General features: G+C 71.7%; 23 protein-coding genes. 14 read left to right on the forward strand and 9 right to left on the reverse strand.

From position 1 onward, the window contains the following. Nucleotides 1-1,067 (forward strand): ROK family protein (locus BFF77_RS15265; RefSeq protein WP_141698448.1); only part of this gene is annotated, 1,067 nt, incomplete at its 5' end. A 77-nt stretch (nt 1,068-1,144) separates the two neighbouring features. On the opposite strand, the gene BFF77_RS15270 is transcribed toward BFF77_RS15265, so the two are convergent. Continuing rightward, nucleotides 1,145-2,419 carry a glycoside hydrolase family 99 protein gene (locus BFF77_RS15270; RefSeq protein WP_066949279.1) on the reverse strand — a complete coding sequence of 425 codons (1,275 nt, stop codon included), beginning with the start codon at nt 2,417-2,419 and terminating at the stop codon, nt 1,145-1,147. Nucleotides 2,420-2,841: 422 nt separating this feature from the next. On the opposite strand from BFF77_RS15270, the gene BFF77_RS15275 reads away from it, so the two are divergent. From BFF77_RS15275 to BFF77_RS15295, 5 genes are all read left to right on the forward strand, one after another. Further along, the gene (locus tag BFF77_RS15275) at nt 2,842-3,450 is read left to right on the forward strand and encodes a DUF5134 domain-containing protein (protein ID WP_066949281.1); all 609 of its coding nucleotides are present in this window, start codon (nt 2,842-2,844) and stop codon (nt 3,448-3,450) included. Between the two features lie 87 nt (nt 3,451-3,537). Beyond that, nucleotides 3,538-4,473 (forward strand): M56 family metallopeptidase, encoded by a 936-nt coding sequence (locus BFF77_RS15280; RefSeq protein WP_066949324.1) that lies wholly within the window; start codon nt 3,538-3,540, stop codon nt 4,471-4,473. Between the two features lie 55 nt (nt 4,474-4,528). Next, the gene (locus BFF77_RS15285; RefSeq protein WP_079125182.1) at nt 4,529-5,242 is read left to right on the forward strand and encodes a phosphatase PAP2 family protein; all 714 of its coding nucleotides are present in this window, start codon (nt 4,529-4,531) and stop codon (nt 5,240-5,242) included. Between the two features lie 19 nt (nt 5,243-5,261). Beyond that, the gene (locus BFF77_RS15290; protein WP_066949284.1) at nt 5,262-5,972 is read left to right on the forward strand and encodes an HAD family hydrolase; all 711 of its coding nucleotides are present in this window, start codon (nt 5,262-5,264) and stop codon (nt 5,970-5,972) included. A 260-nt stretch (nt 5,973-6,232) separates the two neighbouring features. Continuing rightward, nucleotides 6,233-6,868 (forward strand): TetR/AcrR family transcriptional regulator, encoded by a 636-nt coding sequence (locus tag BFF77_RS15295; RefSeq protein WP_066949287.1) that lies wholly within the window; start codon nt 6,233-6,235, stop codon nt 6,866-6,868. Here BFF77_RS15295 and BFF77_RS15300 read toward each other — a convergent pair. Further along, a complete protein-coding gene (locus tag BFF77_RS15300) occupies nt 6,862-8,358 on the reverse strand; it encodes an LVIVD repeat-containing protein (protein ID WP_066949289.1) in 1,497 nt (498 codons plus the stop codon). The two genes, BFF77_RS15295 and BFF77_RS15300, sit on opposite strands and share 7 nt — an antisense overlap. A gap of 157 nt (nt 8,359-8,515) precedes the next feature. On the opposite strand from BFF77_RS15300, the gene BFF77_RS15305 reads away from it, so the two are divergent. Then, nucleotides 8,516-9,193 (forward strand): DUF305 domain-containing protein, encoded by a 678-nt coding sequence (locus BFF77_RS15305; RefSeq protein WP_066949291.1) that lies wholly within the window; start codon nt 8,516-8,518, stop codon nt 9,191-9,193. 51 nt (nt 9,194-9,244) lie between these two features. Here the strand turns inward: BFF77_RS15305 and BFF77_RS36865 are convergent, their stop codons facing one another. Both BFF77_RS36865 and BFF77_RS15315 read right to left on the reverse strand, forming a co-directional pair. Beyond that, nucleotides 9,245-10,192 carry a DUF6214 family protein gene (locus BFF77_RS36865; RefSeq protein WP_342671235.1) on the reverse strand — a complete coding sequence of 316 codons (948 nt, stop codon included), beginning with the start codon at nt 10,190-10,192 and terminating at the stop codon, nt 9,245-9,247. Nucleotides 10,193-10,311: 119 nt separating this feature from the next. Next, on the reverse strand, nt 10,312-10,662 hold the full coding sequence (locus BFF77_RS15315; protein ID WP_066949292.1) for an ArsR/SmtB family transcription factor: 351 nt from the start codon (nt 10,660-10,662) through the stop codon (nt 10,312-10,314). 181 nt (nt 10,663-10,843) lie between these two features. Between BFF77_RS15315 and BFF77_RS15320 the strand changes: the two genes are divergently transcribed. The 4 genes from BFF77_RS15320 (at nt 10,844) to BFF77_RS15335 (ending at nt 15,074) form a co-directional block, all read left to right on the forward strand. After that, nucleotides 10,844-11,923: an NADH:flavin oxidoreductase/NADH oxidase gene (locus BFF77_RS15320; RefSeq protein ID WP_066949293.1), complete on the forward strand. Its 1,080-nt coding sequence runs from the start codon at nt 10,844-10,846 to the stop codon at nt 11,921-11,923. A gap of 406 nt (nt 11,924-12,329) precedes the next feature. Further along, complete coding sequence (locus tag BFF77_RS15325) at nt 12,330-13,007, forward strand: uracil-DNA glycosylase (RefSeq protein ID WP_066949294.1); 678 nt, start codon at nt 12,330-12,332, stop codon at nt 13,005-13,007. A gap of 64 nt (nt 13,008-13,071) precedes the next feature. Next, nucleotides 13,072-14,058, forward strand: a complete 987-nt coding sequence (locus BFF77_RS15330; RefSeq protein ID WP_066949296.1) for an N-acetylglucosamine kinase — start codon at nt 13,072-13,074, stop codon at nt 14,056-14,058. 95 nt (nt 14,059-14,153) lie between these two features. Further along, the gene (locus BFF77_RS15335; RefSeq protein ID WP_079125184.1) at nt 14,154-15,074 is read left to right on the forward strand and encodes a sirohydrochlorin chelatase; all 921 of its coding nucleotides are present in this window, start codon (nt 14,154-14,156) and stop codon (nt 15,072-15,074) included. A 153-nt stretch (nt 15,075-15,227) separates the two neighbouring features. Here the strand turns inward: BFF77_RS15335 and BFF77_RS15340 are convergent, their stop codons facing one another. Next, nucleotides 15,228-16,283: a lactonase family protein gene (locus BFF77_RS15340; RefSeq protein ID WP_066949328.1), complete on the reverse strand. Its 1,056-nt coding sequence runs from the start codon at nt 16,281-16,283 to the stop codon at nt 15,228-15,230. Between the two features lie 141 nt (nt 16,284-16,424). Here BFF77_RS15340 and BFF77_RS15345 point away from each other — a divergent pair, with 141 nt between their 5' ends. Next, a complete protein-coding gene (locus BFF77_RS15345) occupies nt 16,425-17,153 on the forward strand; it encodes an HAD family hydrolase (protein WP_066949301.1) in 729 nt (242 codons plus the stop codon). Nucleotides 17,154-17,218: 65 nt separating this feature from the next. On the opposite strand, the gene BFF77_RS15350 is transcribed toward BFF77_RS15345, so the two are convergent. The 4 genes from BFF77_RS15350 to BFF77_RS15365 all read right to left on the reverse strand — a co-directional run bounded on the left by BFF77_RS15350 (nt 17,219) and on the right by BFF77_RS15365 (nt 22,357). Then, complete coding sequence (locus BFF77_RS15350; protein WP_066949304.1) at nt 17,219-19,135, reverse strand: LamG-like jellyroll fold domain-containing protein; 1,917 nt, start codon at nt 19,133-19,135, stop codon at nt 17,219-17,221. 117 nt (nt 19,136-19,252) lie between these two features. After that, a complete protein-coding gene (locus BFF77_RS15355) occupies nt 19,253-20,635 on the reverse strand; it encodes a hypothetical protein (protein ID WP_141698449.1) in 1,383 nt (460 codons plus the stop codon). After that, the gene (locus BFF77_RS15360) at nt 20,632-21,534 is read right to left on the reverse strand and encodes a hypothetical protein (RefSeq protein ID WP_066949310.1); all 903 of its coding nucleotides are present in this window, start codon (nt 21,532-21,534) and stop codon (nt 20,632-20,634) included. The genes BFF77_RS15355 and BFF77_RS15360 overlap by 4 nt, the downstream gene beginning before the upstream one ends. After that, the gene (locus BFF77_RS15365; RefSeq protein ID WP_211280242.1) at nt 21,518-22,357 is read right to left on the reverse strand and encodes a hypothetical protein; all 840 of its coding nucleotides are present in this window, start codon (nt 22,355-22,357) and stop codon (nt 21,518-21,520) included. The genes BFF77_RS15360 and BFF77_RS15365 overlap by 17 nt, the downstream gene beginning before the upstream one ends. Before the next feature lie 219 nt (nt 22,358-22,576). On the opposite strand from BFF77_RS15365, the gene BFF77_RS15370 reads away from it, so the two are divergent. Then, entirely contained in the window at nt 22,577-23,842 is a 1,266-nt protein-coding gene (locus BFF77_RS15370) for a helix-turn-helix transcriptional regulator (RefSeq protein ID WP_066949318.1), read from the forward strand. A gap of 218 nt (nt 23,843-24,060) precedes the next feature. After that, entirely contained in the window at nt 24,061-26,280 is a 2,220-nt protein-coding gene (locus BFF77_RS15375) for an NADP-dependent isocitrate dehydrogenase (RefSeq protein WP_066949321.1), read from the forward strand. Nucleotides 26,281-26,524: the final 244 nt, after the last annotated feature.

Genomic DNA, 26,524 nt, shown 5'->3' on the forward strand with positions numbered 1-26,524 from the left:
GTGCAGACGATCGCGCCGTCGTGATCGATCTCGACGGCGCGATCGTCTGCACCCGTACCCGGCCCGTCACCGCCGACATCGATCCGGCGGAGTTCGTGGAGCGGGTGGCGGCGCTGGGTCGCGAGACGCTGACGGAGGCGCGCGGGGCGGTACGGGAGGACGGTTTCCTCGGTATCGGCGTGGCGGTGCCCGGACCGGTCGACATCGCGTCGGGCACGGTGCTGGGGCCGCCGCTGATGTCGGCCTGGGGCGATCTTCCTCTGCTGTATCTGCTGAAGGACCACTTCCCCTGCCCGGTCCTGATGGAGAAGGACTCCACCGCCGCCGCCGCCGGAGAGCGGTGGATCGGCCGTGACCGCAGGGCCAGGGACTTCGCGTATCTCTATCTCGGTACGGGCGTGGGCACCGGGCTCTATCTCAACGGCGACATCTACCGGGGGATCAGCGCCAACGCCGGAGAGTTCGGGCAGTTGTGCGCGATCGCGCTGGGACGAGTGGACAAGGACGGCCGCCCGGAGATCCTGCCCGAGTGCAATCCGCCGGTGTCGGTGCCCGATCTGGCACTACGGCGCGGAATGCGGCCCCTGCGGACGGCGCCGGGGAGCACGGCACCGGGGACCGCCCCGTACGGAAGCACGGCGTCCGCGAGCACGGGGCCCGGAACCTCGGGGCCCGGAACCTCGGCGGCCTCCGGGAGCACCGCGGCGTATCTGGCGGTGGGCGAGGCCGCCGCCGCGGGCGATCCGGCGGCCTCGGCGGCCGTACGGGAGGTGGCGCAGGCGGTGGGACGCGGCGCGCTGGGGCTGGTCGATCTGCTGGACATCGATCTGATCGTGCTCGGCGGGCCCTTCTTCACCGAGGATGTCGCCGGCTTCTACCTGGACGAGATCACCCGTACGGTCAACGAGTTCCCGACGGCCAGAAGGCTGCGCCGCGTCGAGGTCGAACCGTCCGTGCTCAGCGCGGAGGCGGCGGCGGTCGGGGCCGCGTCGACCATCTTCCACGCGACGTTCACCCCGAGGCTGCGAGGGCGCGAGGGCCGGGCACGGCATCTGCCGACCAGCTGAACTCCCCGGCGAGGACGGCGATACGCAGGCGCGGGCCGCCGGAGAGGTCCCGGCGGCCCGCGCCCCGCGCACCCGGGTCAGATCCGTGGCCGGGTGGGCCTCGTCGCCGTCAGCCCGATCTGTCCCTTGAGCATCCGGCCGCCGTCACCGGTCAGCCGCAGGTAGTAGTCCGACGAGCAGGAGGTGCCGTCCTCGTCGAGCGCCCAGATGCCCGAACCGGACGGCACCTGCGAGCCGTTCTCCGCGGTCTTGGCGATCTGGTTGCCCTCGTTGAACTCGTCGAACATCGAGATGTAGATGCCCTGCGCGCCGAGCCTGACCATGTTGTAGAACTGCCGCCACATGAAGTCCCCATGGGCGCGGTGGCGCTCCTGGAGGTCTCCGGGGAGCACACAGGGCTGGTAGTCGATACCGCGCGCGTTGCACTCGGCCTGGTCCGGGGTGTTGACGTCACGGAAGAACCGGTCGGTGTCGGCGACGTTGGAGATCCGTCCGACCATCCAGGGCGAGATCATGTTGAACGAGCGGTACACGTCCTGGAAGCCGGGCCGTGAGTCGTCGGTGCTGTTGCGCCAGTGGGTGGGCACCCCGCCGATCACGTAGCAGCCCTGGGCCTTGAACCAGTCGACGACGTCCTTGCACGCGGCGGGCGCGAAGGGCCTGCCCGGGTCGTTGAAGCCGAAGCCCCAGATGCACACCACGGGCTTGCCGTTCTGCCGGGCGTAGGCACTGGACGCGGTGTGTGCCCGCATCTTCGTCGTCCAGTCCTCCTTGATCTGGGACTGCATGGACGTCCAGCTGGTGACGTCGTACATGATGTAGAACTTGCGGCCGTTGGCCTCGGCGGACTGGCGCACCTTCTGTGCCATGGCGTCCCGGGTGGGGCCCTCGGGGCTGAACGGATTGAACCGCTGGAGCGCCGCGGTGTCGCAGTTGTTCTCCCGCATCCAGCGGAAGTGGGTGTCGACGGTCTGCTGGTCCCAGGAGGAGAACAGCGTCGCGGGCTGACCGCCGTTCAGGTTCGCGTAGGCGGTGCGGTAACCGCGGGAGTATTCCCGCATGTCCGGCCAGGACTTGATGGTGGTATTGCTGGGCGAGGGCGGCTGGCCCATGTTCCGGCTCCAGTGCCACCAGCCATTGATGGGAGCGCCGTCGCCGGTGCAGGCGAACCAGCCCTGGTAGCCCACGGTGATTTTGCCGACCACGTCGCCGGGCGGACTCGCGGCGGGTCCCGGCTGTGCGCGGCGCCTCGGTTCGGCTGCCGCGGCAGCCTGCTGGGCAGCGCCGACGCCGCCGATCGCGGCTGACGCGGCCAGCGCGGACGCGATGACCGACCGTCGTGACATATGCATGGAGGATTTCCTCCCACTAGAATCTGCCAGAAATGCGCAAGGTCCTCGGAGGTGGGGGGATTTGCAAGGCGGCGGCAGCCCGCCAGGCCCCGAGGGCACGCATGTGCAAAGTAGTCGGGGGCCGCTTCGGCCACAAGGCCATGGGCGCCGGGAATTCTTCCGGTAATTCCGTCCGCGTGTCAGTCGATTTTCTTTACGCTTTCCGTTTCCAGCGAAATGCGAATGAAGGAACGGGGCGCGGAGGCCGGGAACCGGGTCATGGAGGCCGGGAACGGGAGCGCGGAGGCGAACGGCGGCGCGGGGCCGGCCGGTGTACCACCGGCGCGCTCCCTTTGTGTCCCACTGCGCTCGTCCGCGCCTGACTGTGTGCGAGCGACGCCGGGCATGTCCTTCCCGACACCGTTCGACGGGGGAGGTGCGCGGTGCACGGACCGGCGGCGGCCGGCTGGCTGCTGGTCGCGCTCTGCGCGGCGACCGGAGGTTACTGCCTGCTCCGGATGCGCAGCGGCGTGGCCGAACAGCGCAGATGGGCCGGGAGCGAGGCGCTGATGGGTTTCGGGATGGCCGTCATGGCCGTGCCCGCGGCCGTCGTGCCCCCGCCCCGGTGGGTATGGACGGTGTACGCGGCGGTGTTCGGCGCCGCCGCGCTGTACACGGTCGTTCGGTCCCGTCTCCCCGCGCACCGCGCGCACGGAAGACACCATCTGCTGGGGATGCTCGCGATGGCCTACATGGCCGGGGCCATGGCCGCCGCGCCCGGTGGCACGCACGGCGCGCACACGGCGGCCGGGGCGCCGCTGGTCACCGGCGCGCTGCTGGTCTACTACACCGGCTATGTGCTGTGGGCGGGCGGACGTCTGCTGCCGCTGCCCGCCGGCGCGGCGCCCGGGACCGGCGGGACGGCGACGGCCGTCGGCACGGGCACCGGGCCGGGCACGGCCGGGCTGCGCTGGGGCGACAGGAGGGAGCTGTCGCTGGCCTGCCGGCTGTCCATGGGCATAGCCATGCTGGCGATGCTGCCGACCGTATGACGGGCCCCACCCGCCGAAACGTGTCCTAGGTCACTTGACCGGCCAGGACATACCGCTGAGTAGTGCCGTCCTCATACTCTGGTGACCATGATGGTCTCCCTGGCGCTGCTGCTTCTCGGCGCACTGGCCGCCGTCGTCGCTCCGCGCCTGCTGGCGCGGGCCGACTGGCCGGAGCGCGAGCCTGTGGTGGCGCTGTGGGTGTGGCAGTGCGTCGTGGCGGCCGTCCTGCTGAGTTTCGCGCTCTCCATGACCTTCAGCGCCGCGGCGGCCTGGCTCGCCGTACGGGGACATGTCTTCGCGCCCGCCCCGAGCGGAGTGGTGGAGGCGTACGCCCTGGGCTCGCACCGGCCGTGGTCGGCCCTGCTCGCCGTGGCCCTGGCGGGCGGCGGCGTCTGGACGGCGGCCATGCTGACGCGGGAGATCCACCGGGCCCGCCGCAGGCGGCGTCAGCGCCGCGCGGAACTGCTCGTACGCTCCCCCGCGCTGCCCGGCGAGGAGCGCGGCGGTGAGCCGCTCGTCGTCCTGGAGGGCGAGCGCCCCGACGCCTGGTGGCTGTCGGGCGTGGAGCCCCGACTGGTCGTCACCACGGCGGCGCTGCGCCGGTTGAAGGGCAGTCAGCTCGATGCCGTGCTGGCCCACGAGCAGGGCCACGCGCGGGCCAGGCACGACTGGCTGCTGCACTGCTCGGGAGCGCTCGCCAACGGCTTTCCGCAGGTGCCGGTGTTCGCGGCGTTCCGCGACGAGATGCACCGGCTGATCGAGCTGGCCGCGGACGATGTGGCCTCGCGCCGCTTCGGCCGGCTGACCATCGCGCTCGCTCTGGTCGAACTGAACGAGGACCGCGGTGTGTTCGGACCGGGCACGGCGCCGGACGCCCAGCTGCCGCAGCGGGTGAACCGGCTGCTGTCCCCCGTTCCGCGCCTCACCGCGGGCCGCAGACTGCGGCTGACCGCCGCCGCGGCGGCCGTGCCGGTGGTGCCGCTGCTGGTCGCCTTCGTACCGGCGCTGCGGGCGCTCGGATAACCCGGACGCCCGCACGGACTGGCCCCTCGCGCCCGGCGTCGGCGAGGATTTCCCCATGCGCTCGCCGTCGACCCCCGAAGCCGACCCGACACCGCCGCCGACAAGCCCGGAAGCCCCGGCTCCTCCCCCACTGGTCACACCGGCCCGTACGGGCGGCCTGCTGGCCGTTCTGCTGGGTCTGCTCGTCATACTCGTCGTGGCCGAGTGGGGACCGCTGCTCTCCTTCGACCGGATGACCGCCGAGGCGCTGCACCGCCGGGCGGTGGCCGAGCCCGGGGTCACCTGGATCAACCGGGTGCTCACCGACTGGGCCTGGGACCCGTGGACGATGCGGCTGCTGATCGCCGCGGCGGTCACCGTGGTCTGGCTGCGCGGCAGGCGGCTGCTGGCCTGCTGGGTCGCGGCGACGAGCGCCGTGGGCGCGGCCCTGTCCCAGGCCCTGAAGTACACCGTGGGCCGCGAGCGCCCGCAGTGGCCGGACCCGGTGGACTCCGCCCACTTCGCCGCGTTCCCCTCCGGCCACGCCATGACCGCCGCGGTGAGCTGCGGACTCCTGCTGTGGGTGGCGCACTGCCACGGGGTCCGCCGGCGGGTGTGGCGTACGGCACTGGCCGTCGCGGTCGTCTCCGTGGCCGGCGCGGGCCTCACCCGTCTGTGGCTGGGCGTCCACTGGAGCGCGGACGTTCTGGCCGGGTGGCTGCTCGGCGGCTCCCTGGTGGCCTTTTCCATCGCTTCGTACAGCCGCCTGGCCTTGTCCCGGGAGCGGTGACGCCGCGAGGATCGGACGCATGACCTTCAAGGGCGTGCTCTTCGACTTTTCCGGAACTCTCTTCCGCATCGAATCAGCAGGATCCTGGCTGCGAGCCGTGCTCAACGAGGCCGATGTGGCCGTGCCACCCGACGAGGTACGGCGGTACGCGATGAAGCTGGCCGTGGCGGGCGCGCTGCCCGGCGGGTCCTCACCGGAGCGGGTACCTCGCGAACTGGCCGGGGTGTGGGCCACCCGGGACGAGAGCGCCGAACTCCACCGCGCCGCGTACACCGGGCTGGCGCGCCAGGTGGAACTGCCGAGCCCCGCCCTGTACGACGCGCTCTACGAGCGCCATATGACCCCCGCCGCCTGGCGTCCCTACGCCGACGCGGCCGAGGTGCTCGGCACGCTGCGGCGCTGGGGCCTCGGGATCGGAGTCGTGAGCAACATCGGCTGGGATCTGCGGCCCGTCTTCCGCGCGCACGGTCTCGACGCCCTCGTCGACACGTATGTGCTCTCGTACGAGCACGGCGTCCAGAAGCCCGACGTCCGGCTCTTCAGGACCGCCTGTGAGGCCCTGGGGCAGGATCCGCACGATGTGCTGATGGTCGGGGACGACCGGGAGGCCGACGGCGGGGCCTCGGCGCTGGGCTGCTCGGTCCATTTCGTGGACCATCTGCCGGTGGAGGAACGCCCGGCGGGACTGCGTCCCGTCCTCGCCCTCGCGGGGCGCGGGCCGCTTCCGTAGGGCAGGAGGGGCATCGGGCGCCCGTGCCCGGGAACCGGGCGCATCCGCACCCCGGAACGGGCGGCTCCGGCCCGTGAAACGGCGCCGTCCGCGGCCCGGACCGGCCCTCAGGCGCCGCCGGGCATGCCGAAACCGTCTGCCTTGGGCGATCCCCCGCGTCGCCCAAGGCAGACGGCAGCCCCGTTGACCAGGCCCGATGAGGTCTGGGACGGAACGCACTGAGTATATTGGCTGAGAGCCAGTCAACGCAGGAGTCAAGCATGTCCCCGCGGAGCCCATCGGTCAATGAAGAGCTACGGCGGCGTTCCCGGGAACGGCTGCTGCAAGCCACGGTGGAGCTGGTCGCCGAGCACGGTTACGAGGCCACGACGCTCGCCGACATCGCCGACCGGGCCGGTTCCGCGCGCGGTCTCATCTCGTACTACTTCCCGGGAAAGCGGCAGCTCCTGCAGTCGGCCGTGCACCGGCTGATGCATCAGACGCTGGCGGCGGCCCTGGACCGCGCGCCGGTGACGGACGACGGGCGCGAACTGCTGGCACGGGCGATCGACGCCATCCTCGGGCTCGCGGCCGACAGCCCCGTACTGATGCGGACCCATATGGCCGGCATTCTCCAGGCCGAGGGCTTCGTGCAGTGTCCGGAACAGCAGCGGCTCGCGGCCCTGCTGCGCGAGACGGTGACCAGATACGGATCACCGGACCCGGACAGTGAGTATCCGATGCTGCGCGCCCTGCTGATGGGCGCGGTCTTCGCGGTGCTCATGCCGGGCGCGCCGATGCCGCTGCCACGGCTGCGCGCCGAGCTGTTCCAGCGCTACGGGCTGGAGTGGGAACTCGGCGTTCCGCCGGGCGGTGAACCGCCCGGCGGAACGGATCAGGGCACGACCGCTCAGTGAGGGAAGTCCTCGAAGTAGTCGGGCTGCGTCTGGACGTTCAGCCCGTCCATCCGCACCTTCTTCGCGGAGTCCGTCCTGCGGTCGTCGAGCTGCAGGACGTCGAAGCCCTTGGCGATGTCGTTCGAGTAGATGTAGCCGTTGTAGTAGTAGGACGACCAGGAGCCGCCGGTCAGCATCTGCGTGGCCGAGATCGGTCCGCGCTCGAAGTAGGCGATCTCCTGCGGCCTGCTGGAGTCGGTGAAGTCCCAGACCGAGAGGCCGCCCTGGTACCAGGCCTGGACCATGATGTCGCGGCCCTCGACCGGGATGAGCGAGCCGTTGTGGGCGACGCAGTTCTCGGTGTCCGCCTGGTGGCGGGGGATCTTGTAGTAGCTGCGGAAGACCAGCTTGCGGTCGTCGCGCTTGCCGACGATGTCGTAGATGCCGTCGGCGCCCTTGTTCGGGCCGACGGTCTCGTTGCAGGTGGCGGCGCCGCCGCCACCCAGCTCGTCGGTGAAGACGACCTTGTCGGCGTCCTGGTTGAAGGTGGCGGAGTGCCAGAACGCGAAGTTGACGTTGTCCTGGACCCGGTCGATCACCTTGGGTCGCTCGGGGTGCTTGATGTCGAAGAGGATGCCGTCACCCATGCACGCGCCGGCGGCCAGGTCCTTGGAGGGCAGCACCGTGATGTCGTGGCAGCCGGTGGTCGCCGAGACACCCGGGTTGGTGGACCCGCCCGGGTTTCCTCCGTCCGGGAAGAGGTTCGGGAAGTTCACCACCTTGGCGCGCTCGGGGGCCTTGCGCGGGACCTTGATGACCGAGATGCCGTCGTGCGGCGGCTGGCAGTCCGGGAAGGTCGCGCTCGGCGAGTACGAGGAGACGTAGACGTAGACGTTCTTGCGCTCGGGGATCAGGGTGTGGGTGTGCGAACCGCACGCGGTCTCGACAGCGGCGATGTACCGCGGGTTGCGGATGTCGCTGATGTCGAAGATCTTGATGCCCTCCCACGACTCCTTGATCGTCGCCGACTGGGAGACGCTCGTGCAGGAGTTGTCGCTGCGCGAGGAGTCGGTGGACAGGAAGAGCAGGTCGCCGGAGACCGAGACATCGTTCTGCGATCCCGGGCAGAGCACCTGGGCGACGGTCTTCGGGGACTTCGGGTTGCTGAGGTCGAAGATCCGGAAACCGTCGTAGTTGCCCGAGAAGGCGTACTTGCCCTGGAAGGCCAGGTCCGAGTTGGTCCCGGTGATCAGGTCCTTGGGGATGTTGGTCAGGTGCTTGATGTTGTCGCTGTGGACGATTTCGTCCACGCCGGGTATCTCACCCTGCTGGATGGCCGCCTTCACCTCGGCGGCCTGGCCCGAGGAGACCTTCTCCGAGGCCGGGCTGTCACCGGGGCCGGGCGTGGCCACCGCCGGTCCGGCGGTCAACAGCGTGGCGAAGAGTCCGGCCGCGGCTGCCGCCACGCCCAGACGTCTACGCCGCACGCGGGTGGTGTGCAACGAGATCACTGCGGTCCTCCCTTGTATCCGTTCAGAGTTGAACGGGTCACGGACCTCGGCAGTATCGTCCCTCTCATGTACATCTCAACAGATGGCAACACAGACGTAATGAAAGTTTTTGATCAGTCGTATGTCGAAGCGTGCTAGGAAAGTTTCACCACATCAAGTGCCGCAGGAGGTCCCCGTGTTGATCCACTACAGAAGACAGGGTGTCCGCAGGGCCGCTCTCGCGGCGGTGGCCGCCGTCGCCGTACTCGCCCTGGGGGCCTGCGACTCGGGGGACGACGGCAGGAGCGAGGCCAAGGACGGCAACGCCTCGGTCGTGGTGGCGCCGGGCAGACCGGGTGAGCCCGCCAAGACGCTCTCCGCCGAGGAGGCGGCGAAGGCCGCCCCGGACAACACGCCCAACTCGGCCGACTTCACCTATGCGCAGATGATGATCGTCCACCACGGTCAGGCGCTGGAGATGACCGGACTCGCGAAGACCCGTGCCGGATCGAAGCCCGTGAGACTGCTCGCGGAGCGGATCGAGGCCGCGCAGAAGCCGGAGATCGACGTGATGGACGCCTGGCTGAAGAACAACGGCGGGCCGAAGCCGCAGCAGGGCCATGACCACCACACGATGCCCGGGATGGCCACGGAGGGCCAACTGGCCCAGTTGCGGGCGGCGAAGGGCAAGGCCTTCGACGAGCTGTTCCTGAAGCTGATGACGACGCACCACCAGGGTGCGATCACCATGGCCACGGAGGTGCTCACGGACGGCAAGAACGTCGTGGTCGAGGAGATGGCGAACGAGGTCATCGCCCAGCAGACCGTCGAGATGAACCGTATGCGCTCGATGTGAGCGGGGTGCCGTGAGGTGGGCGGGGAGCCGGGAGCCGAGTCCGCGGCGCGGTCAGCGTCTGTGGTGGCGCGGTGTCAAGTGGCCCTCGTCGCGGGCGCCCGCGATCAGCTTGAGCGACTTGCGGCGGCTGAACCCGGTCGCCGACATCACCGCGAGCACCGGGTCCTGGCCCGCCTGCTGGGCCGCGCGGTAGATCTCGGCGACACTGCGCCGGGCGGCGCTGCCGCGCGGCGGTGACGGACGGGCCCGGTGCCGTCCCGACGACTCCCGTACGGGCTCCGGCTCGGACTCCGCGGCCGGTTCCCGCTCCGGCTCGGTCACGGGCTCGGCCGCCGCTTCTTCGCGGGGCTCGGCGCGAGGTGCCTCGGGGACCGGAATGTCATGGACGGGAACGTCGTGGGCTGGAACGTCGCGGGCGGCGGGGTCCCGCACGGCGCCGGACACGGAAGGGCTGTGCGCGGGCCCGTACGCGGAGGTCTCGTGCACGGAGGTCTCGTGGGCGGCGCCGCCGCCCCCGGCCGGCTCACCCTCCACGGGCCCGCCGAGAACCTGGTCGGCGTCCGCCGGGGACTCACCCACGACGGTGTCCTGGACGACCGTCCCACCCGCCACGGTCGCGACGGCAGGCGGCTCGGCGACCACGGTCCCCGGCACCGGCGGCCGGTGCCGGCCCGAGACCACCTGGCAGGCGTTCTGGAGCGGCGCCTCGATCGCTCCGGCGAGCGCGGCGAAACCTTCGAGGGCCAGCGGCGGATCGGCCTGCGCGTCCTCGATCGCGATACGGCCGTCCCGTACGACCGCGAGCACATCGAGCCGGGCGCCGTCGGCGAAGGTCAGCCGGATGTCGACCCAGGGCGGCAGGATCTCGCGCCGCGTGGCGCCGTCCCTGGGATCACCGGCGCCGGTGACGGTGCCGTGCCCCTGCACCTCCCACACGGGCCAGTCGTACGCATCGCGCTCATGGGGTTCCTGGGCGGAAATCCATTTATGTTCCGACACATTCACAACTTAATCAGGCAATCCCCGCCTCTTGTCATGGCGCGCACGGCCCGGCCCCGTACGGCACCCTGTCGGCTCATCGCACCGCGCATCGCACCCGGCACGGCCGCCCGCCCGGATCAGCCGTCACCGAGCCGCTTCGCCTGCGCGCCGGCGGCCACCAGGACGCTGTCGAGCAGCCCCGGGAAGAGAGCGTCCAGATCCTCCCCGCGCAGCCGGTTCATCTTGGCCGTGCCCCGGTAGGTCTGCCGGATCACGCCGCTCTCACGCAGTACGCGGAAGTGGTGCGTGGAGGTGGATTTGGTGACGGGCAGTTCGAAGTGCGAGCAGGCCAGCTCACGGTCCGCGTCGGCGAGCGCGCGCACGACACGCAGGCGCAGGGGGTCGGCGAGCGCGTGCAGTACGGCCTCCAGACGGATCTCCGTGTGCTCGGGATGCGCGAGTTCACGGGTACTGGTCGCGACGGTCACGGCGGCTCCACTCCTTCAGGGAGTCTTATGGTACGAGAAGCTTCGTAGTTTGACAGCCGCCTTACTACGATGAGTATCGTAGTAATCCTCGCCGGGGCCGCGCCACCGATGCGCGGGCGGGCCCGCCGTGCCCGGCCGCGTCCGCCGCCGCCCCGGTTCACCGTCTGAATGGAGTTCCACCGTGAGCGCGTTGTTCGAGCCGTACACCCTGCGGTCGCTGACCATCCCCAATCGGGTCTGGATGGCACCCATGTGCCAGTACTCCGCGGACGAGACCGGCCCGAACGCCGGGGTCCCCGCCGACTGGCACTTCGCCCATCTCGCGGCGCGCGCGGTCGGCGGCACCGGGCTGATCCTCACCGAGGCCACGGCCGTCGGCCCGGAGGGCCGGATCAGCCCCGCGGACCTCGGGATCTGGAACGACGCGCAGGTCGAGGGGTTCCGCCGGATCACGGGCTTCCTCGGCACGCAGGGCACGGTCGCGGGCATCCAGCTCGCTCACGCCGGGCGCAAGGCGTCGACCGGCCCGACCTGGAAGGGCGGTGAGCCGGTCGGTCCCGAGGCGGGCGGATGGCAGCCGCTGGCACCGAGCGCGGTGCCCTTCAAGGACGGCCACCCGGTGCCCGCGGAGCTGTCCGTGGAACGGATCGCGGAGATCGTCGGGCAGTTCGCGGCGGCCACCCGGCGGGCCCGGGAGGCGGGCTTCCAGGTCGTCGAGGTGCACGGCGCGCACGGATATCTGATCGGCCAGTTCCTCTCCCCGCACAGCAACCGGCGTACGGACGCCTACGGCGGCTCCTTCGAGAACCGCGCGCGGTTCGCCCTGGAGGTCGTGGACGCCGTACGCGCCGAGTGGCCGGACGAGCTGCCGGTCTTCTTCCGGATCTCCGCCACCGACTGGCTGGAGGAGGGCGGCTGGACCGTGGACGACACGGTGCGCCTGGCGGACGAGCTGGTGGCACACGGGGTGGATCTGCTCGACGTGTCGAGCGGAGGCAACGCCGCCGGGGTGAGCATTCCGCTCGGTCCTGGCTACCAGGTGCCGTTCGCGGCCCGGGTCAGGCAGGAGACCGCGCTGCCGGTGGCGACGGTCGGGCTGATCACCGACGCCGAGCAGGCCGAGAAGATCGTCGCCAACGGTGAGGCCGACGCCGTGCTGCTCGGGCGCGAGCTGCTGCGCGACCCGTCCTGGGCCCGCCGTGCCGCCGCCGAGCTGGGGGCCGCCGTAGCCGTCCCGCGGCAGTACCACCGGGCCTTCTGACCCGGGCGCGCTCACTCCGGGCGCCGTTGTCGGTGGTCGGGTGCAGACTGGCCCGTACCGTGACAGCGACGTCCTGGAGGTGTGGGCGATGACCGATGTGCCGCTCGCCCTGGGCACCCGCGAGGGGCTCCTCCTCGGCCGCCGTGCGCGCGGCGGCCGAGGGGATTTCGAAGGACCGCGCCTCACCGCGCGAGCGGTGCACGCGACCGGTGCCGACCACCCGCCGCGGTGTGCCACGGCTCCCGGTGGCCGCCGTCGGTCCGCACCGGGGCCCGTCCATGGTCCGCTCGGGCGATCCGGCGCCCGGCCGACCGGGTCGCGAGGCGGTGGCCAAATGCCGTGCGGCGAAGGTGTGTTGGCGGGCGTGTGCCGAGGTGTGCCTTTCGCGGCAGTAGAATGGACCCTCGTGGCAGCAAGACCTTTGAACGAGATCGTCGAGCCCGGATGGGCGGATGCGCTGGGCCCAGCGGCCGGACGCATCACTGAAATGGGTGATTTCCTCCGTGCGGAGATCGCCGCCGGGCGCACCTATCTGCCGGCCGGACCGAATGTGCTGCGGGCCTTCCAGCAGCCCTTCGACGAGGTACGGGTCCTGATCGTGGGCCAGGACCCCTATCCGACACCGGGGCACGCGGTGGGGCTGAGCTTCTCCGTCGCGCCCGAGGTCCGTCCTCTGCCGGGCAGTCTGGAGAACATCTTCCGGGAGCTGAACACGGATCTGGGGCTGTCCAGGCCCTCCAACGGCGATCTGACGCCCTGGACGCGTCAGGGCATCCTGCTGCTCAACAGAGCGCTGACCACCGCGCCCCGCAAGCCCGCCGCGCATCGCGGCAAGGGCTGGGAAGAGGTGACGGAGCAGGCCATCCGCGCGCTGGTCGCCCGGGGCAAGCCGCTGGTGTCCATCCTCTGGGGCCGTGACGCCCGCAATCTGCGACCGCTCCTCGGTGACTTCCCCGCGATCGAGTCGGCCCATCCGTCACCCATGTCGGCGGACCGCGGCTTCTTCGGCTCGCGTCCCTTCAGCCGGGCCAACGATCTGCTGGTCCGCCAGGGCGCGCAACCGGTGGACTGGCAGCTGCCATGACCCGGGTGCCGCGATGAGGCGAGGGCCCCGATGAACGGACGGCGGTCATGAGCGGGGAGCGGCGATGAGCTGGGTCCTGGGCGTGGACTCGGGCGGCTCCGGGCTGCGCATCGCGCTCGGTTCGACGGCCGGAGGCCAGTCGGCCGGGGTCAGGACGATCGGCACCACGGCCGCCGCGGAGCCGGTCCGCACCGGACCCACCGGTATCGACCCCGGTCATCTGCTCGCCCAACTGCTGCCCGCCGTCGAGGCGCTGCTGGCCCGGGCGGGTACGGACACCCTCTCCGCGGTCGCGATCGGCGCGGCCGGGATGGCGACGCTCGGCGGCGGACTCCGGGCCGAACTGCCCACGGCGCTGGAGCGTTCGCTCGGGGTACGGCGGCTGGCGCTCGCCGCGGACGCGGTCACCGCCTACGCCGGCGCGCTCGGACAGCGCCCCGGGGCCGTCGTCGCCGCCGGTACGGGCATGATCGCGCTCGGCACGGATCTGACGGGCTGGCACCGCGCCGACGGCTGGGGCCATCTCCTCGGCGACTGCGGCGGCGGTGCCTGGATCGGGCGCGCGGGGCTGGAGGCGGCCATGCGCGCACACGACGGACGGCGGGGCGGTTCACCCGCACTGCTGTCCAGAACGGAAGCGGTTTTCGGGCCCGCGGGTGAGCTGCCGGGGCTGCTCTATCCGCGTACCGACCGGCCCGCCGTACTCGCCTCGTTCGCACCGGAAGTGGCCCGTTGCGCGGCCTCGGATCCGGTCGCCGCGGAGATCCTCGCGCTCGCCGCACGGCATGTCGCGGACGCGGCCACGGCGGTCTGCCCGGCCTCCGGCACGCCCGAAGTCGCCCTCACCGGTGGCCTGTTCAAGCTCGGCGACCCCCTGCTCGTACCCCTGCGGGCCGAGCTGGCCGAGCAGCTTCCGCACGCGACCGTCGTCTCCGCCGCGGCCGATCCGCTGACCGGCGCGCTGCGTATCGCGGCGGAACTCGCCAAGGACTCACTGCGTCTGCCGTACGATCCACGGCTCCTCTACGTCCCGACACATCAGGACAGATGAGCGGAAAAATACCTAACGGATAAACAAGGACAGATGGTTCACGAGCGCCCCCTCCCCGAACAGCCGCACCCACAAAACCAGTAGCATTCGACGGCATGAGCACCCCCACTGGGCCCGCATCCGGCCTGCCTGTACGAATGCCGCGACCCCGTCAGTCGGGGCGCCACCGCCGTCCCGAACCGGTGGCGGCTCCCGAAGGTGCGCCCGCGCTTGTTCTCGCCGTACCCGGCACCCCCTCGGCCGCCGTGCGCGGTCTGGCCGAGGAGATCGTCAGCATCGCCCGTTCCGAGCTGCCCGGCCTCAACGCCGTCATCGGCTTCCTGGACGGTGACGGCGAGGAGTACCCGGCACTGGCGGGCGTCCTGGCGGGAACCGTCGCGCTGCGCACCGAACGCTACGAGCTGGCGAAGGCCGCGGGCCGTGAGGTCACCGAGCCCGAGGGCCCCGCCGCCGTCGTCGTACCGCTGCTCGCCGGTCCCGACGGCACACTGGTCTCGCGGATACGTGAGGCCGTCGCGGAGAGCGGCGCCGTCGCGGAGCTGACGGATGTCCTCGGCCCGCACCCGCTGCTCGCCGAGGCCCTGCATGTGCGTCTGTCGGAGGCCGGGCTGGCCCGCGCCGACCGCGCCCGGCTGTTCACGGTCGCGACGGCGGCCGACGGCATCATCCTGGCCACGGTGGGCGGCCAGGAGGCGGTCCAGACCGCCGGGATCACCGGAATGCTGCTGGCCGCGCGCCTGGCCGTACCGGTGATGGCCGCCGCGCTCGACGAGGAGGGCTCGATCACCGCGATCGCGGAGCAACTGCGCGAATCCGGTTCGACGCAGCTCGCGCTCGCGCCGTATCTGGTCGGCCCCGAGCTGCCGGAAGGGCTGCTCGAGGCGGCGCTCAAGGAGGCCGACTGCGCCGCCGCCGAGCCGCTGGGCGCCTATCCGGCGATCGGCAAGCTGGTGCTGTCGAAGTACACGACGGCGCTGGGCATCCCCGCGCAGCCGCAGGGGTCACCGACGCACTGACGCCGAACCGACGGATGCCCCTGGGTACGGGACGGCGGTGTCCCCCCGTGCGCATGGAAAGGGCCCGCACCGGATCTCTCCGGGGCGGGCCCTTCCGCGATCGGTCCGGGGCACCCGAGGGGTCAGGGGCGCCGCGCAACCGGCCCGGTCCCGTCAGCCGAAGATCACACAGGAGGCGGCAGGCGCCTCGATGGAGCCCGCGCGGGCCGGTACGCCCGTCACCGGATCGATGTCGAACCAGGTCACATCACCGGAGTGCTCATTGGCGGCGTACAGACGGCGGCCCGTCGGATCGAGGGCCAGATCGCGCGGCCAGCGGCCACCGCACGGCACGGTGGTGACCAGTTCCGCCTTCTCGTACGCCGTGTCGAGCGCGAGGACGGCGATGCTGTCATGGCCTCGGTTGGCGGCCCAGACGAACCGTCCGTCGTGGGACACGACCACCTCCGAGGCATGGCTCGCGCCCTCCGCGCTGTCGGGCAGGACGGGAGTCTCACCGACCGGTTCGAGTACGCCCCTCTCCGCGTCCCAGCGGCAGACGGTGAGGGTGGGCTCCAGCTCGTTCAGCACATAGGCGTGGCCGCCGGCCGGATGGAAGGCGAGGTGGCGCGGCCCGGTGCCGGGGCGCAGCGCCGTCCCGCCGTGTGCCGTGAGCTGTCCGGAGGCGGGGTCGAGGACGGAGATCCGTACGGAGTCGGTGCCGAGGTCGGTGGCCAGGATCCAGCGCCCGCTCGGATCGGCCACCACCTGATGCGCGTGCGGACCGCGCTGCCGGTCCGGGTGCGGGCCCCGGCCCTCGTGCTGGAGCATCCCGGTGGCGGCCAGCAGTCCGCCGTCGCCGCCGACCGGCAGGGCCGTGACACTGCCGGAGCCGTAGTTGGCGGTCAGCAGATGGCCTCCGGCGAGCGTGAGATGCGTGGGACCGGCACCGCCCACGGGGACGGGGGCGCCGATCGGCCTCAGCACCCCGGTCCCGGTCCCGTCGGGTGCCGTGAAGGCCGCCGCCGCGCCCTCCTCCGTCTCGGAGACCGCGTAGAGCACGGATCCGTCCGGCGCGAGCGCCAGGAAGGAGGGATCGGCGACGGCGTCGGTCGCTCCCCGCGCCGTCAGCGCGCCGGTGTCCGCGTCCACGGCCGCGTGGATGATGCCGCGGCCTCCCGCCGAGGTGAACGATCCGATGAAGGCCCGCCCGTCGTTCCTGCCGCTCACGATGTGTCCCCTCTTCGGCTGAACCTCAGCGACCGATCCGCTGATGTCGGGCCGACGGTAGCAGGCGGTCTGGACCAATCCCCGGGTCCGGGCCCGGCTCGGCACACCGGCTTCGCCTGTCGGCTTGGCATGCTGGAGCGCATGAGCACTTCCCGTACCCCGGCGGTCATCTTCGATCTCGACGGAACACTCGTGGACAGCGAGCCGAACTACTACGAAGCCGGACGACAGGTCCTGGCCCGGCACGGTGTCACCGGCTTCACCTGGGAGCACCACACCCGCTTCATCGGGATCGGCACCCGGGAGACCCTGGAGGCGCTGCGCGAGGAGTACGGGATCGGCGCGCCGGTCGATGACCTGCTCGCCGAGAAGAACCGTCTCTATCTGGAGCGGGTCCGCACCTCGACGGAGGTGTTCCCGCAGATGCGGAAGTTCGTGGAGCGGCTGCACACCGAGGGCGTGCCGATGGCGGTGGCGTCCGGCTCGTCCCGCGCGGCCATCGACATGGCCCTGGCCGTCACCGGTCTGGACGGGTACTTCACCGCGACGGTCTCGGCGGAGGAGGTCGCCCAGGGCAAACCGCGGCCGGACGTCTTCCTGGAGGCCGCGCGCAGGCTGGGCACGGCGCCCGCCCGGTGTGTGGTCCTGGAGGACGCGGGTCCCGGTGTGGTCGCCGCACACGCGGCCGGGATGCGCTGTATTGCCGTTCCCTATGTCCGGGCCACGGCCCATGAAGCGGAGTTCGCCACGGCGGGGCTGCTGTTCCCGGGCGGGCAGCGCGAGTTCACGGCGCGGGCCGCGTACACCTGGCTCTTCGGGACGGGCGGCTCCGGTGCGGACGCAGGCGCCGGTCGTCCCGGGGCCCGGTGACACCGTGCCGCCCGCCGCGCGCGGGGCGGCACACGGCGGGCGGTTCCGGGTCCGCCGGAGGACTCTCAGGCGTTCATGAAGTCGCGTACGGGCAGTGGGCGTTCCACGACGCGTATGTCACCGAGCCAGCCGTGGAAGAGCTGGTCCAGGGTGCCGCCGTACTCGTAGCCGCCGAGCAGCCAGGGCAGGCCCAGCGTCGCGAGTCCGGTGGTCCGGGTGGCGGGATTGCGGGCGACGGGGCAGCCGTCGACATACATCGTGGTGTGCTGCCTGTCGTTGACGACGGCGACGTGCCACCACCGCTCGCGCTCCAGTTCATGGCCCCAGTTGGTGACCAGCGACGGCTGGTTGAGCGGGGCCGCGGCCCACTGCGTGCCCGGACCGTCGGAGAGGGAGAGCGTGGCCACGGGCTCGTTCGGATCACCGTCGGTCCCGCCGCCCAGCGCGCCCACGGTGCCGCGCCGGCTCAGCAGGGCGGACCAGGCGTTGTGTCCCGAGGTCCAGTCGGCGGGGATCCTGAAGAATGCCTCGATGGTGTAACCGGACCGGAAGGTGTGCGAGTTGAGCGCGGCGCCGTCGGCGGTACGGAGATACCCGCCCCGCAGCGGAGGCTTGCCGCCGTCGAAGAACAGGCTGCCGTGGCCCGGCTGATCGGGATGGTGGCCGGCGGACCAGCGCAGTGCGTCGGCGCCGCTGCCGGGTACGGGGACCCTGGTCAGATCGTTGCGGTGGCCGGACAGGTCCGGGACGCGCAGGGCCTCGTCGGCCGGGGAGCCGTCCTGGTGCGGGCCGTCGAAGCGCCAGTACGCGACGGTGCCGGGCACCAGCATCCTCGCGGCGGGACGGGGACCGCGCGCGGTAACGGGCGCGAAGCCGGCGAACCGCTGCTCGAAGTCGAGCGCGACGGAGAATCTGTCCTGCGGGCCGGTCAGTTCGATCTCCTGGCGCTCCAGCTCGTTGAGCCGCTCGCCCGCCCTGCCGAGGATCCACGGCGAGACGGTCTCCACGTCGATGGTGTTCCTGGAGAGGTCGAAGCGGTAGAGGCGGATCATCGCGCTGCCGCCGTAGTAGCGGTTCTGGTAGTTGGTGATGTGCAGATGGACGTCGTGGCCCGCGTCGTTGCGGCGGGTGGTACGGGCGGCCGGCCAGTAGTGGCCGTTGAGCGTGAGGAAGATCTGGTCGTTGCCGGCGATCAGCTCGTCCCACAGATGCCGGCCGTGGTCGGAGAACTCGGCCTCGTCGCCCGCGTCGTTCGCGTACACCAGCTCGTGGGTGGTGAGGATGACGGGCGTCTTCGGGTGCTCCGCGACGACCTTCCGCGCCCAGGCCAGGCCGGACGCCGAGGGCCGCCAGTCGAGTGCGAGCACCAGCCACTCCCGGCCTCCGGCGCGGAAGAGGTGGTACGTGTTGTAGCCGTCGGGCGTGGCTCCGCCGAAGGTGGGCAGACGGCGCAGCCGCTGCGGCCCGAAGGCGTCCAGATAGGGCGTACGGCCGCGCTGGTCGTCCGTGGAGGACGGGATGTCGTGGTTCCCCGCGACCACGCTGTAGCCGACGCGCTGCCGGTCGAGAAGGGCGAACGTCTCGCTCAGCGGCCCGAATTCGTCCGGCAGGCCGTGCTCGGTGAGATCGCCGAGATGCGACAGGAAGACGATGTTCTCGTCGCGCCCGTGGTCGAGGAGGTATCGGAGCGACGCCTCGACGGGAGCCTGGTGAATGCTCTCGCCGTCGAAGAGGTACTGGGTGTCCGGCATGACGACCAGAGTGAAGCGCGGGCTGTCGGGATCGGGGCGCCACGGCGCCACGCCGCCGGACGTGCCGTGGGCCGGCGCGACCGAGGTCTGCGCGGCGGCGGCCGGGGTGGCGGTGGCGGCGAACCCCGCGGCTGCCGCCGCGCCGGCCAGCCCGGTGGCTCTGAGGAAGCGACGGCGGCTGGAGGCGGCGGCCGGGAGGGCGCCGTCGGGCTGATGAAGCGGACTGCACATGTACGTCTCCGCGAAGTTTGTCCGATTGACCGAGGGCAAACTACGCGGGGACGGCGGGCACTTCGGCGCCGGTTCGGCAATGGTTGAGGGAAGAACCCATGAATGGCCGGGACGGACTCAGTCCTCGGTCTCCGCCGTGGCGGTCGTGGCGGACGCGGGCCGCAGCACGGGATCGCGCTCGGCCGCGCCCGTACGCGGCAGCAGCGCCACGACGAGGACGACGGCCGGAAGCAGGGCGGCGAGCAGGTGCGTCCGGCGGCGGTACGGAGTGTGGTGGCCGGGCGGGGACGGACTCGCCGGGTCCGGCTCGGGCCGGTGGGCGGACGGCACGGCCTCGGGAGCGCCCCACAGCCGGAGCCATGGCCTCGCGAGGAGCGGCCACAGAAGGACCACGGCCAGGACGACCGCCCACCAGGGCCAGAAGAGGAGATCACGGTGGGCCAGGTCCAGCCCGCTGGCGAGCGCGGTGAGCGGCGCGTCGCCGAGGGCGATCAGGCTCACCACGCCGAAGGGTGTCACGAGCACGGCGTACAGCAGCAGGGCGATCGGCCCGGCGAGCAGAAGCAGCAAGGGCGCCACCGGCCGATGCGACCGTTCCACGAACCAGCGGCGCAGCGCGCCGGGCGGGTGGTACAGCCTGCCGGTCAGCCGGCGCGGCCCGGAGGTCCTGGTGGCGTCGAGCGCCTCCAGCACCGTGCGCCGCCCGACGTCCGCCACCGCGTACCGGTCCGCCGCCAGTTCGGCGCACCACAGGGCGATGACGGGCAGGAGCAGCACCAGCGGCAGCCGCACCACGACGACGGCCAGTTGGACGATCATCATGGAAGAGGTCGGCGCGTGGGTCAGGAACAGCCAGGCCACCGGGCCGACACCGCACACCAGGAGCAGCACCGGCCAGGCGCCGACGACCCGGGTGAAAGGGCTGCCGAGACCGGTGACGAGGTGTTCGCCGCAGGTGAGATGCCTCGCCTCGTGGAGCAGCAGCGCACGGGCCCGGTCGGGGTCGCTCTGCCGGAGCGCGAGGAATCCGAGCGAGACGGCGACCCTCCGCTCGCGCCAGCCTCGCGCGTACACCCTGATCGACGGGCCCCGGGCCCGGAGGGAGACCGTGAGTGCCGTCCCCGGCGCGTGCTGGTCGAGCAGGCGCTGTACGGAACGTACGGCGCTGGACGGACCGTCCGCGTCCGCGCCGCCGGGATCGACGAGGTGGTGACGCCACTCGGTGTACCGGCCGCGCAGATGCGGCAGCAGGACGGTGGCCACGCCGGACGCCATGACGAGGAAGGGCATCGCCTGGCTCACCGTCATCACGCGCAGCGCGGCGAACCCGGAACCGGAGACGACGGCGGCGCCGTATGTCCGGTCCGTCCAGAGGTCCAGGATCTGCTCGTGCCACCAGGTGACACTGCCGGGCACTTGGGAGAGGTACATCGCCATGACCAGCCACAGCCAGGGCGGTGGAGGCGACGCGAGCCCGCCGGAGGCGGGAGGCCGTCTCACTCCCCGCTCGCACGATGGCGCGGGCCGAAGCCACGGGCCGAGCGCCGGACGGCCAGTCTCCGCCGCACGCGGCGGACGGCGGACACGGCGGTGCTCGCGGGGGCCGGCGCGGGCGCGCCCGGTGGCCGGTGGCCCGCCAGGAGTCCGAGGAAGGCGACGGCGCCCGCGTCGCGGCCTTCGTACAGGGCCGCGACGGCCTCGGCGGCGGCGATGTCGGCCCGATGACGTGGCGTACCGCGGTTCTGGAGGCAGCGGGAGACCTGGGCCACGGCGCCGGCGAGAACGGCGAGGTCGGCGAGGTCGGCGCGCTGGCCGGGCCCGGCGGGAGCCCCGGCGGGCGTCCCGCCGGGCGACTCGGCCGTACGCGAACCCCCCGTGCCGGAACCGCCCGCGCCCGAACCAGCCGTGCCCGAACCGCCCGCGCCATCCGCCCGTGCCGCATGCGCGTCCCGCGCCCCGGATGCCCGCCGTTCCTCCAGGGCGAGCAGCAGTGCCGTGCCCGACACCACGTTGCTCACGACCGGCGAGCCCAGGGCCGCCGCCAGCAGGTCGTACGACAGCGCGAGGGCGTGCCAGAGGGTGGGCAGGAGCGTGGCCAGTTCGCCTCCGGCGCCGCCCGGCGCCGGAGGCGCGGAGCGCAGCAGGCCACGGCGGCCCCGGCCGCCCTCGGCGTACACGCGTGCCGTGAGTCCGGCGAAGGAGATCTCGGCCGGCGCGACCGCCTCCGCGATCCGCCCGGCCCAGACGTTGAGCGGTTCCGCCCGTCCCGCGTGATCCGCCCGTCCCGCCCGGTCCGCGCGCGCCGCTTCGGCCGCGCCCTCCGGCCCGTCCCGACCCTCGTGCGTGCCCGCGTCCGGGACCGCCTCGGAACGCGCCGGCTCCTCACGACCATTCGACACTGAAGCTCCTGGTCCCGTCGAGCGACGTACCGCTGAGGGTCAGCGAGGCCGAGTCCTCGGTCACGGTCCCCTCCAGCGTGGTGCCTGGCGCCATGCCGTACGGGAAGACCATGTACTGGCTGCACGGGAGGATCGGCTTCGGTACGAAGACCTGGTTCAGCGCGGCCCCCTCGGCGGCGCCGGAGTCGGTGAGGCTTCCGGAGATGCCGCCGGAACCGTCGTCCGAGAGCGACCAGTAGCCGATGGCCACCGGTTCGCCGTCCACGGTGTCGGTCCCGTCGAGCGCGGAGGTCACCCCGAACGCTCCCGCCGGTGTCTGGCTGTCGCTGGCCCAGGAGAGATGGAAGCCGTTCTCCTCCCCGCCGACCGGATCGTCGATGAGCAGCGTCGCCGGCAGCGCGTAGGACTCCGAGGTCCCCGCGCAGCCCGGATCCGCGAAGTCGACGTCGATGGTCGCCGTGCCCGTCCACTGGCCGCGCGGCACTCCCGATGTGGCGCCCTCCTCGTCGGAGCTGTCCGAGGAGGTGTCGTCCGCGCTGTCGTCCTCCTCGTAGGAGGTGTCGTCCGAGGACTCCTCGGTGATCTCCTCGGCCGGCTCGGACGTCTCCGTCATGGACGGCGTGCTCTGCGCCGTCGTCTCCGTGGGCGACGGCTGCGCCGTCGTCGAGTAGCCGCTGTCCGACGGTTCGCCGGACGCGTCCCCGCCACCGCCGCCACAGGCGGTCAGTGCCGCCAGACCTCCCAGACACACCGCCGCGAGTGCCGTCCCGCGTGCGTGGTTTCTTCCGTGCCTGATGACCGCACCCGGTCGTCGGATCGTCATCGGAACCCCCAGTTGTCAGTGGTCCCGCCGCACCGGCATTCCGCCTCTTGGAGCACCGGTACGGCGGCTCCCCCATGCCCGCGCGCACCCCCTGCGCGCTCCCGCGCGGTGGCGCTACGTCAACTGCCCCCGTGCGCCGCCCGGTTGGGGGTACCAAACTAGACGGGCTTTTGTGCCATTCCCATCCCAGATGTCTGGGGGTCGCCCTAGCCTGCTCGCGTGACTTCCGCTTCCCGCCCAGATCCCGAACGGCACCCCGCCGGATCCGACCGTACCGGTCCTTCCGGTCCCTCCAGCCGCTCCAGCCGTTCCGGCCGCTCCGGTGCCCGGGGCGCCGCGGTCGCTCCCGCCGCCCGGGACGCGCTGGCCGAGGCCCTCGCGCGCCGGCTGCGCGGCACCGAACCGCTCGGCGCGCTCGATGTCCTCCAGGGCGCGGCCGACGCCCTGCTCACCGCCGTTCCCGCCGACATCTGGTGCGCCGTCATGCTCGATCCCGCGACGCTGCTCGACACCGGGGGTCTGCACGAGCACGGTTTTCCGCGGAGTGTGATGCCGCGCCTGTTCGAGATCGAACACGCCGATCAGGCGGGTGTCGACAACATCCGCGCCCTCGCCCGCCGTACCACGCCCGTCAGTCTGCTCAGCGACTCCACGGCCGGCCGGATGGCGGAGAGCGTCTACTACCGCGATGTGCTGCGGCCCTCGGGGCTCTCGGACGAGTTACGCGTACTCCTGCGCGACGGCTCCCGTACCTGGGGACTGTTCGTCCTGTGCCGCGGCGAGGACTCACCGCCCTTCACTCCGGCCGAGGTCGCCCTCGCCGCCTCCGTCAGCGCCCCGGCCACGACCGCCCTGCGCCGCTCGCTCCTCCTCGGCGGTATCGACCGTGACGACGTACCGGACGCCGCGGGTCTGCTCATCCTCGACGACGACCGGCGGACCCGGCTGTGCACCTCCACCGCCGAGCGCTGGCTGAGCCTCGTCCAGGAGGCCCATCCCGCTCCCGGGCAGCGCTATCCGTTCGCTCTCGCCGCGCTCACCCACAAGGTCCGCTCCGTCGGCCTCGGCGTCCAGGTGCAGTCCCGCGCGATCAGCCGTACCGGCCACTGGGTCACACTCAGCGCCTGGCGCGAGAAGGCGGAGGGCGAGGAGTCGGAGGCGCTCACCTATGTCTCCCTGGCGCCCAGCCGCCCGGGCGAACTGACCGCCATCGTCCTCGACGCGTACGGCCTCACCCCGCGTGAGCGCCAGGTCGCCCAGCATGTACTGCTCGGCCGTTCGACCACGGAGGTCGCCGACGCGCTCCACATCGGGGAGTACACCGTGCAGGACCATCTGCGGAAGGTCTTCGACAAGGCGGGGGTACGGAGCCGTCGCGAGTTCACCGGCGAGCTCTTCCGGCGCTGCTATCTGCCCCGGCTGGACGATCCGCCGCTCACCACCGACGGCCGGATGCGCAACGACGCCCCGGACCAGCGCGGCTGAACCGCGCCTGCCGTCCCTGCGAACCGTATCGTCGGCACCGTCTCACCGGCCCGCGCAACCCCGGGCCGGGCGCCTTCCGTCACGGCCCGTCGACCGTGCGTGACCTGGCCGTACCCCGCGAGGCAGGGCCCTGTCGAACAGTGGTGGGTCACGAGATATCTTGATGTCGAGCAATATTGCAGATGTGGAAATGTTGCAGACGTGGAGCGGAGCGACCGGTGACTGACTCGACCATCATCTATACGCACACCGACGAGGCCCCGGCCCTCGCGACGTACTCGTTCTTGCCCGTGATCGAGGCGTACGCGTCGACGGCCGGGGTCACCGTCGAGAGCCGTGACATCTCCCTGTCAGGGCGGATCATCGCCGCGTTCCCCGAGCGGCTCGACGAGAGCCGGCGCATCGATGACGCGCTCGGGGAGCTCGGCGGGCTGGCCGGGACTCCCGGGGCGAACATCATCAAGCTGCCGAACGTCTCGGCGTCGATCCCGCAGCTCAAGGCCGCGATCGCCGAGCTCCAGGAGCAGGGCTACGCGCTGCCGGACTACCCGGACGACCCGAGGACCGACGAGGAGAAGGACGTCCGCGCGCGGTACGACAAGGTCAAGGGCAGCGCCGTGAACCCGGTGCTGCGCGAGGGCAACTCCGACCGCCGCGCTCCCGCGTCCGTCAAGAACTACGCCAAGGCGCACCCGCACCGGATGGGCGCGTGGACCGCCGACTCGAGGACGAATGTCGCGCGGATGGACGCCGACGACTTCCGCTCCACCGAGAAGTCCGCGGTCATCGCCCGGGCCGGCTCGCTCCGTATCGAGCTGGCGGGCGACGACGGGACCACCACCGTGCTGCGCGAGTCGGTGCCCGTGCTGGCGGACGAGGTCGTGGACGCGTCGGTGATGCGGGTGGCGGTGCTGCGTGAGTTCCTCGCCGCCCAGGTCGCCCGCGCCAAGGCCGAGGGTGTGCTGTTCTCGGTGCATCTGAAGGCCACGATGATGAAGGTCTCCGACCCGATCATCTTCGGTCATGTGGTCAGGGCGTTCTTCCCGAAGACGTTCGCCGCGCACGGCGAGAAGCTCGCCGCGGCCGGTCTGAGCCCCAACGACGGTCTCGGCGGTATCCTCAAGGGCCTGGAGTCGCTGCCCGAGGGCGCGCAGATCAAGGCGTCCTTCGAGGCCGAGCTGGCCGAGGGCCCGGCGCTGGCCATGGTCGACTCCGACCGGGGCATCACCAATCTGCATGTGCCGAGCGATGTCATCGTGGACGCCTCCATGCCGGCCATGATCCGCACCTCCGGTCATATGTGGGGTCCCGACGGCAAGGAGGCCGACACCCTCGCGGTCATCCCGGACAGCAGCTACGCGGGCATCTACCAGGTCGTCATCGACGACTGCCGCGCCCATGGCGCCTACGACCCGTCGACCATGGGCTCGGTGTCGAACGTCGGTCTGATGGCGCAGAAGGCCGAGGAGTACGGCAGCCACGACAAGACCTTCGAGATCCCGGCCACGGGCACGGTGCGGGTCGTGGACGAGAGCGGCGATGTCGTGCTGGAGCACGTGGTCAGCGCCGGTGACATCTGGCGCATGTGCCAGACCAAGGACCTGCCCATCAGGGACTGGGTCAAGCTGGCCGTCACCCGCGCCCGGGCGACCGGTGACCCGGCGGTGTTCTGGCTGGACGAGGGCCGCGCCCATGACGCGAGCCTGATCGCCAAGGTCAGGACCTACCTCGGCGAGCACGACACCGAGGGCCTGCGGATCGAGATCATGGCGCCGGTCGACGCGATCGCGTTCTCCCTGGAGCGCATCCGCCGCGGCGAGGACACGATCTCGGTCACCGGCAATGTCCTGCGTGACTATCTGACCGACCTCTTCCCGATCCTCGAACTCGGCACGAGCGCGAAGATGCTCTCGGTCGTCCCGCTGATGAACGGCGGCGGACTGTTCGAGACGGGCGCCGGCGGCTCCGCGCCCAAGCATGTGCAGCAGCTCGTCAAGGAGAACTATCTGCGGTGGGACAGCCTGGGTGAGTTCCTCGCCCTCGCGGTCAGCTTCGAGCACCTCGCGCAGACCACGGGCAACGCGCGGGCCCAGATCCTCGCCGACACGCTCGACCGCGCGACCGCGACCTTCCTCAACGAGGACAAGTCGCCGAGCCGTCGCCTCGGCGGTATCGACAACCGCGGCAGCCACTTCTATCTGGCGCTCTACTGGGCCCAGGAGCTGGCGAAGCAGACCGAGGACACGGAGCTCGCCGAGGCGTTCTCCGCTCTCGCGAAGACGCTGACCGAGCAGGAGCGGACCATCGTCGACGAGCTGATCGCGGTGCAGGGCTCGCCGGTCGACATCGGTGGCTACTACCGTCCCGACCCGGCGAAGGCCGAGGCCGTGATGCGTCCGTCGGCCACCTTCAACCAGGCGCTCGCGACGCTCGCCTGAGCCCTTTTCGTACATACGGGACCGCCCCGGCCGGCAGAAACGAAACGCCGGCCGGGGCGGTCCCCCGCGTGCTGGGCCCTGGCTGGGCCCTCTTGGTCGGGCAGCCCCTAGGTCCTGTCCGGGCGATCTTCGCGGGTCCGCGACGCCCGGCACGGCACCTCGCGGCGTTGTCGGAGTCGCCCGAGTACGTCCAGTACACGGGCGATCCTCCGCCTTGCGATCCACCGCACCGGACGCCGCGGCC

Source organism: Streptomyces lushanensis, from assembly GCF_001700515.1.
GTDB lineage: Bacteria > Actinomycetota > Actinomycetes > Streptomycetales > Streptomycetaceae > Streptomyces > Streptomyces lushanensis.

Excerpts from the sequence above, each read along its gene's own strand:
- BFF77_RS15270 (WP_066949279.1), bottom strand. The coding sequence starts at position 2,419 with ATGCATATGTCACGACGGTCGGTCATCGCGTCCGCGCTGGCCGCGTCA.
- BFF77_RS15280 (WP_066949324.1), top strand. The coding sequence starts at position 3,538 with ATGATGGTCTCCCTGGCGCTGCTGCTTCTCGGCGCACTGGCCGCCGTC.
- BFF77_RS15285 (WP_079125182.1), top strand. The coding sequence starts at position 4,529 with ATGCGCTCGCCGTCGACCCCCGAAGCCGACCCGACACCGCCGCCGACA.
- BFF77_RS15290 (WP_066949284.1), top strand. The coding sequence starts at position 5,262 with ATGACCTTCAAGGGCGTGCTCTTCGACTTTTCCGGAACTCTCTTCCGC.
- BFF77_RS15295 (WP_066949287.1), top strand. The coding sequence starts at position 6,233 with ATGTCCCCGCGGAGCCCATCGGTCAATGAAGAGCTACGGCGGCGTTCC.
- BFF77_RS15330 (WP_066949296.1), top strand. The coding sequence starts at position 13,072 with ATGAGCTGGGTCCTGGGCGTGGACTCGGGCGGCTCCGGGCTGCGCATC.
- BFF77_RS15335 (WP_079125184.1), top strand. The coding sequence starts at position 14,154 with ATGAGCACCCCCACTGGGCCCGCATCCGGCCTGCCTGTACGAATGCCG.
- BFF77_RS15345 (WP_066949301.1), top strand. The coding sequence starts at position 16,425 with ATGAGCACTTCCCGTACCCCGGCGGTCATCTTCGATCTCGACGGAACA.
- BFF77_RS15350 (WP_066949304.1), bottom strand. The coding sequence starts at position 19,135 with ATGTGCAGTCCGCTTCATCAGCCCGACGGCGCCCTCCCGGCCGCCGCC.
- BFF77_RS15365 (WP_211280242.1), bottom strand. The coding sequence starts at position 22,357 with ATGACGATCCGACGACCGGGTGCGGTCATCAGGCACGGAAGAAACCAC.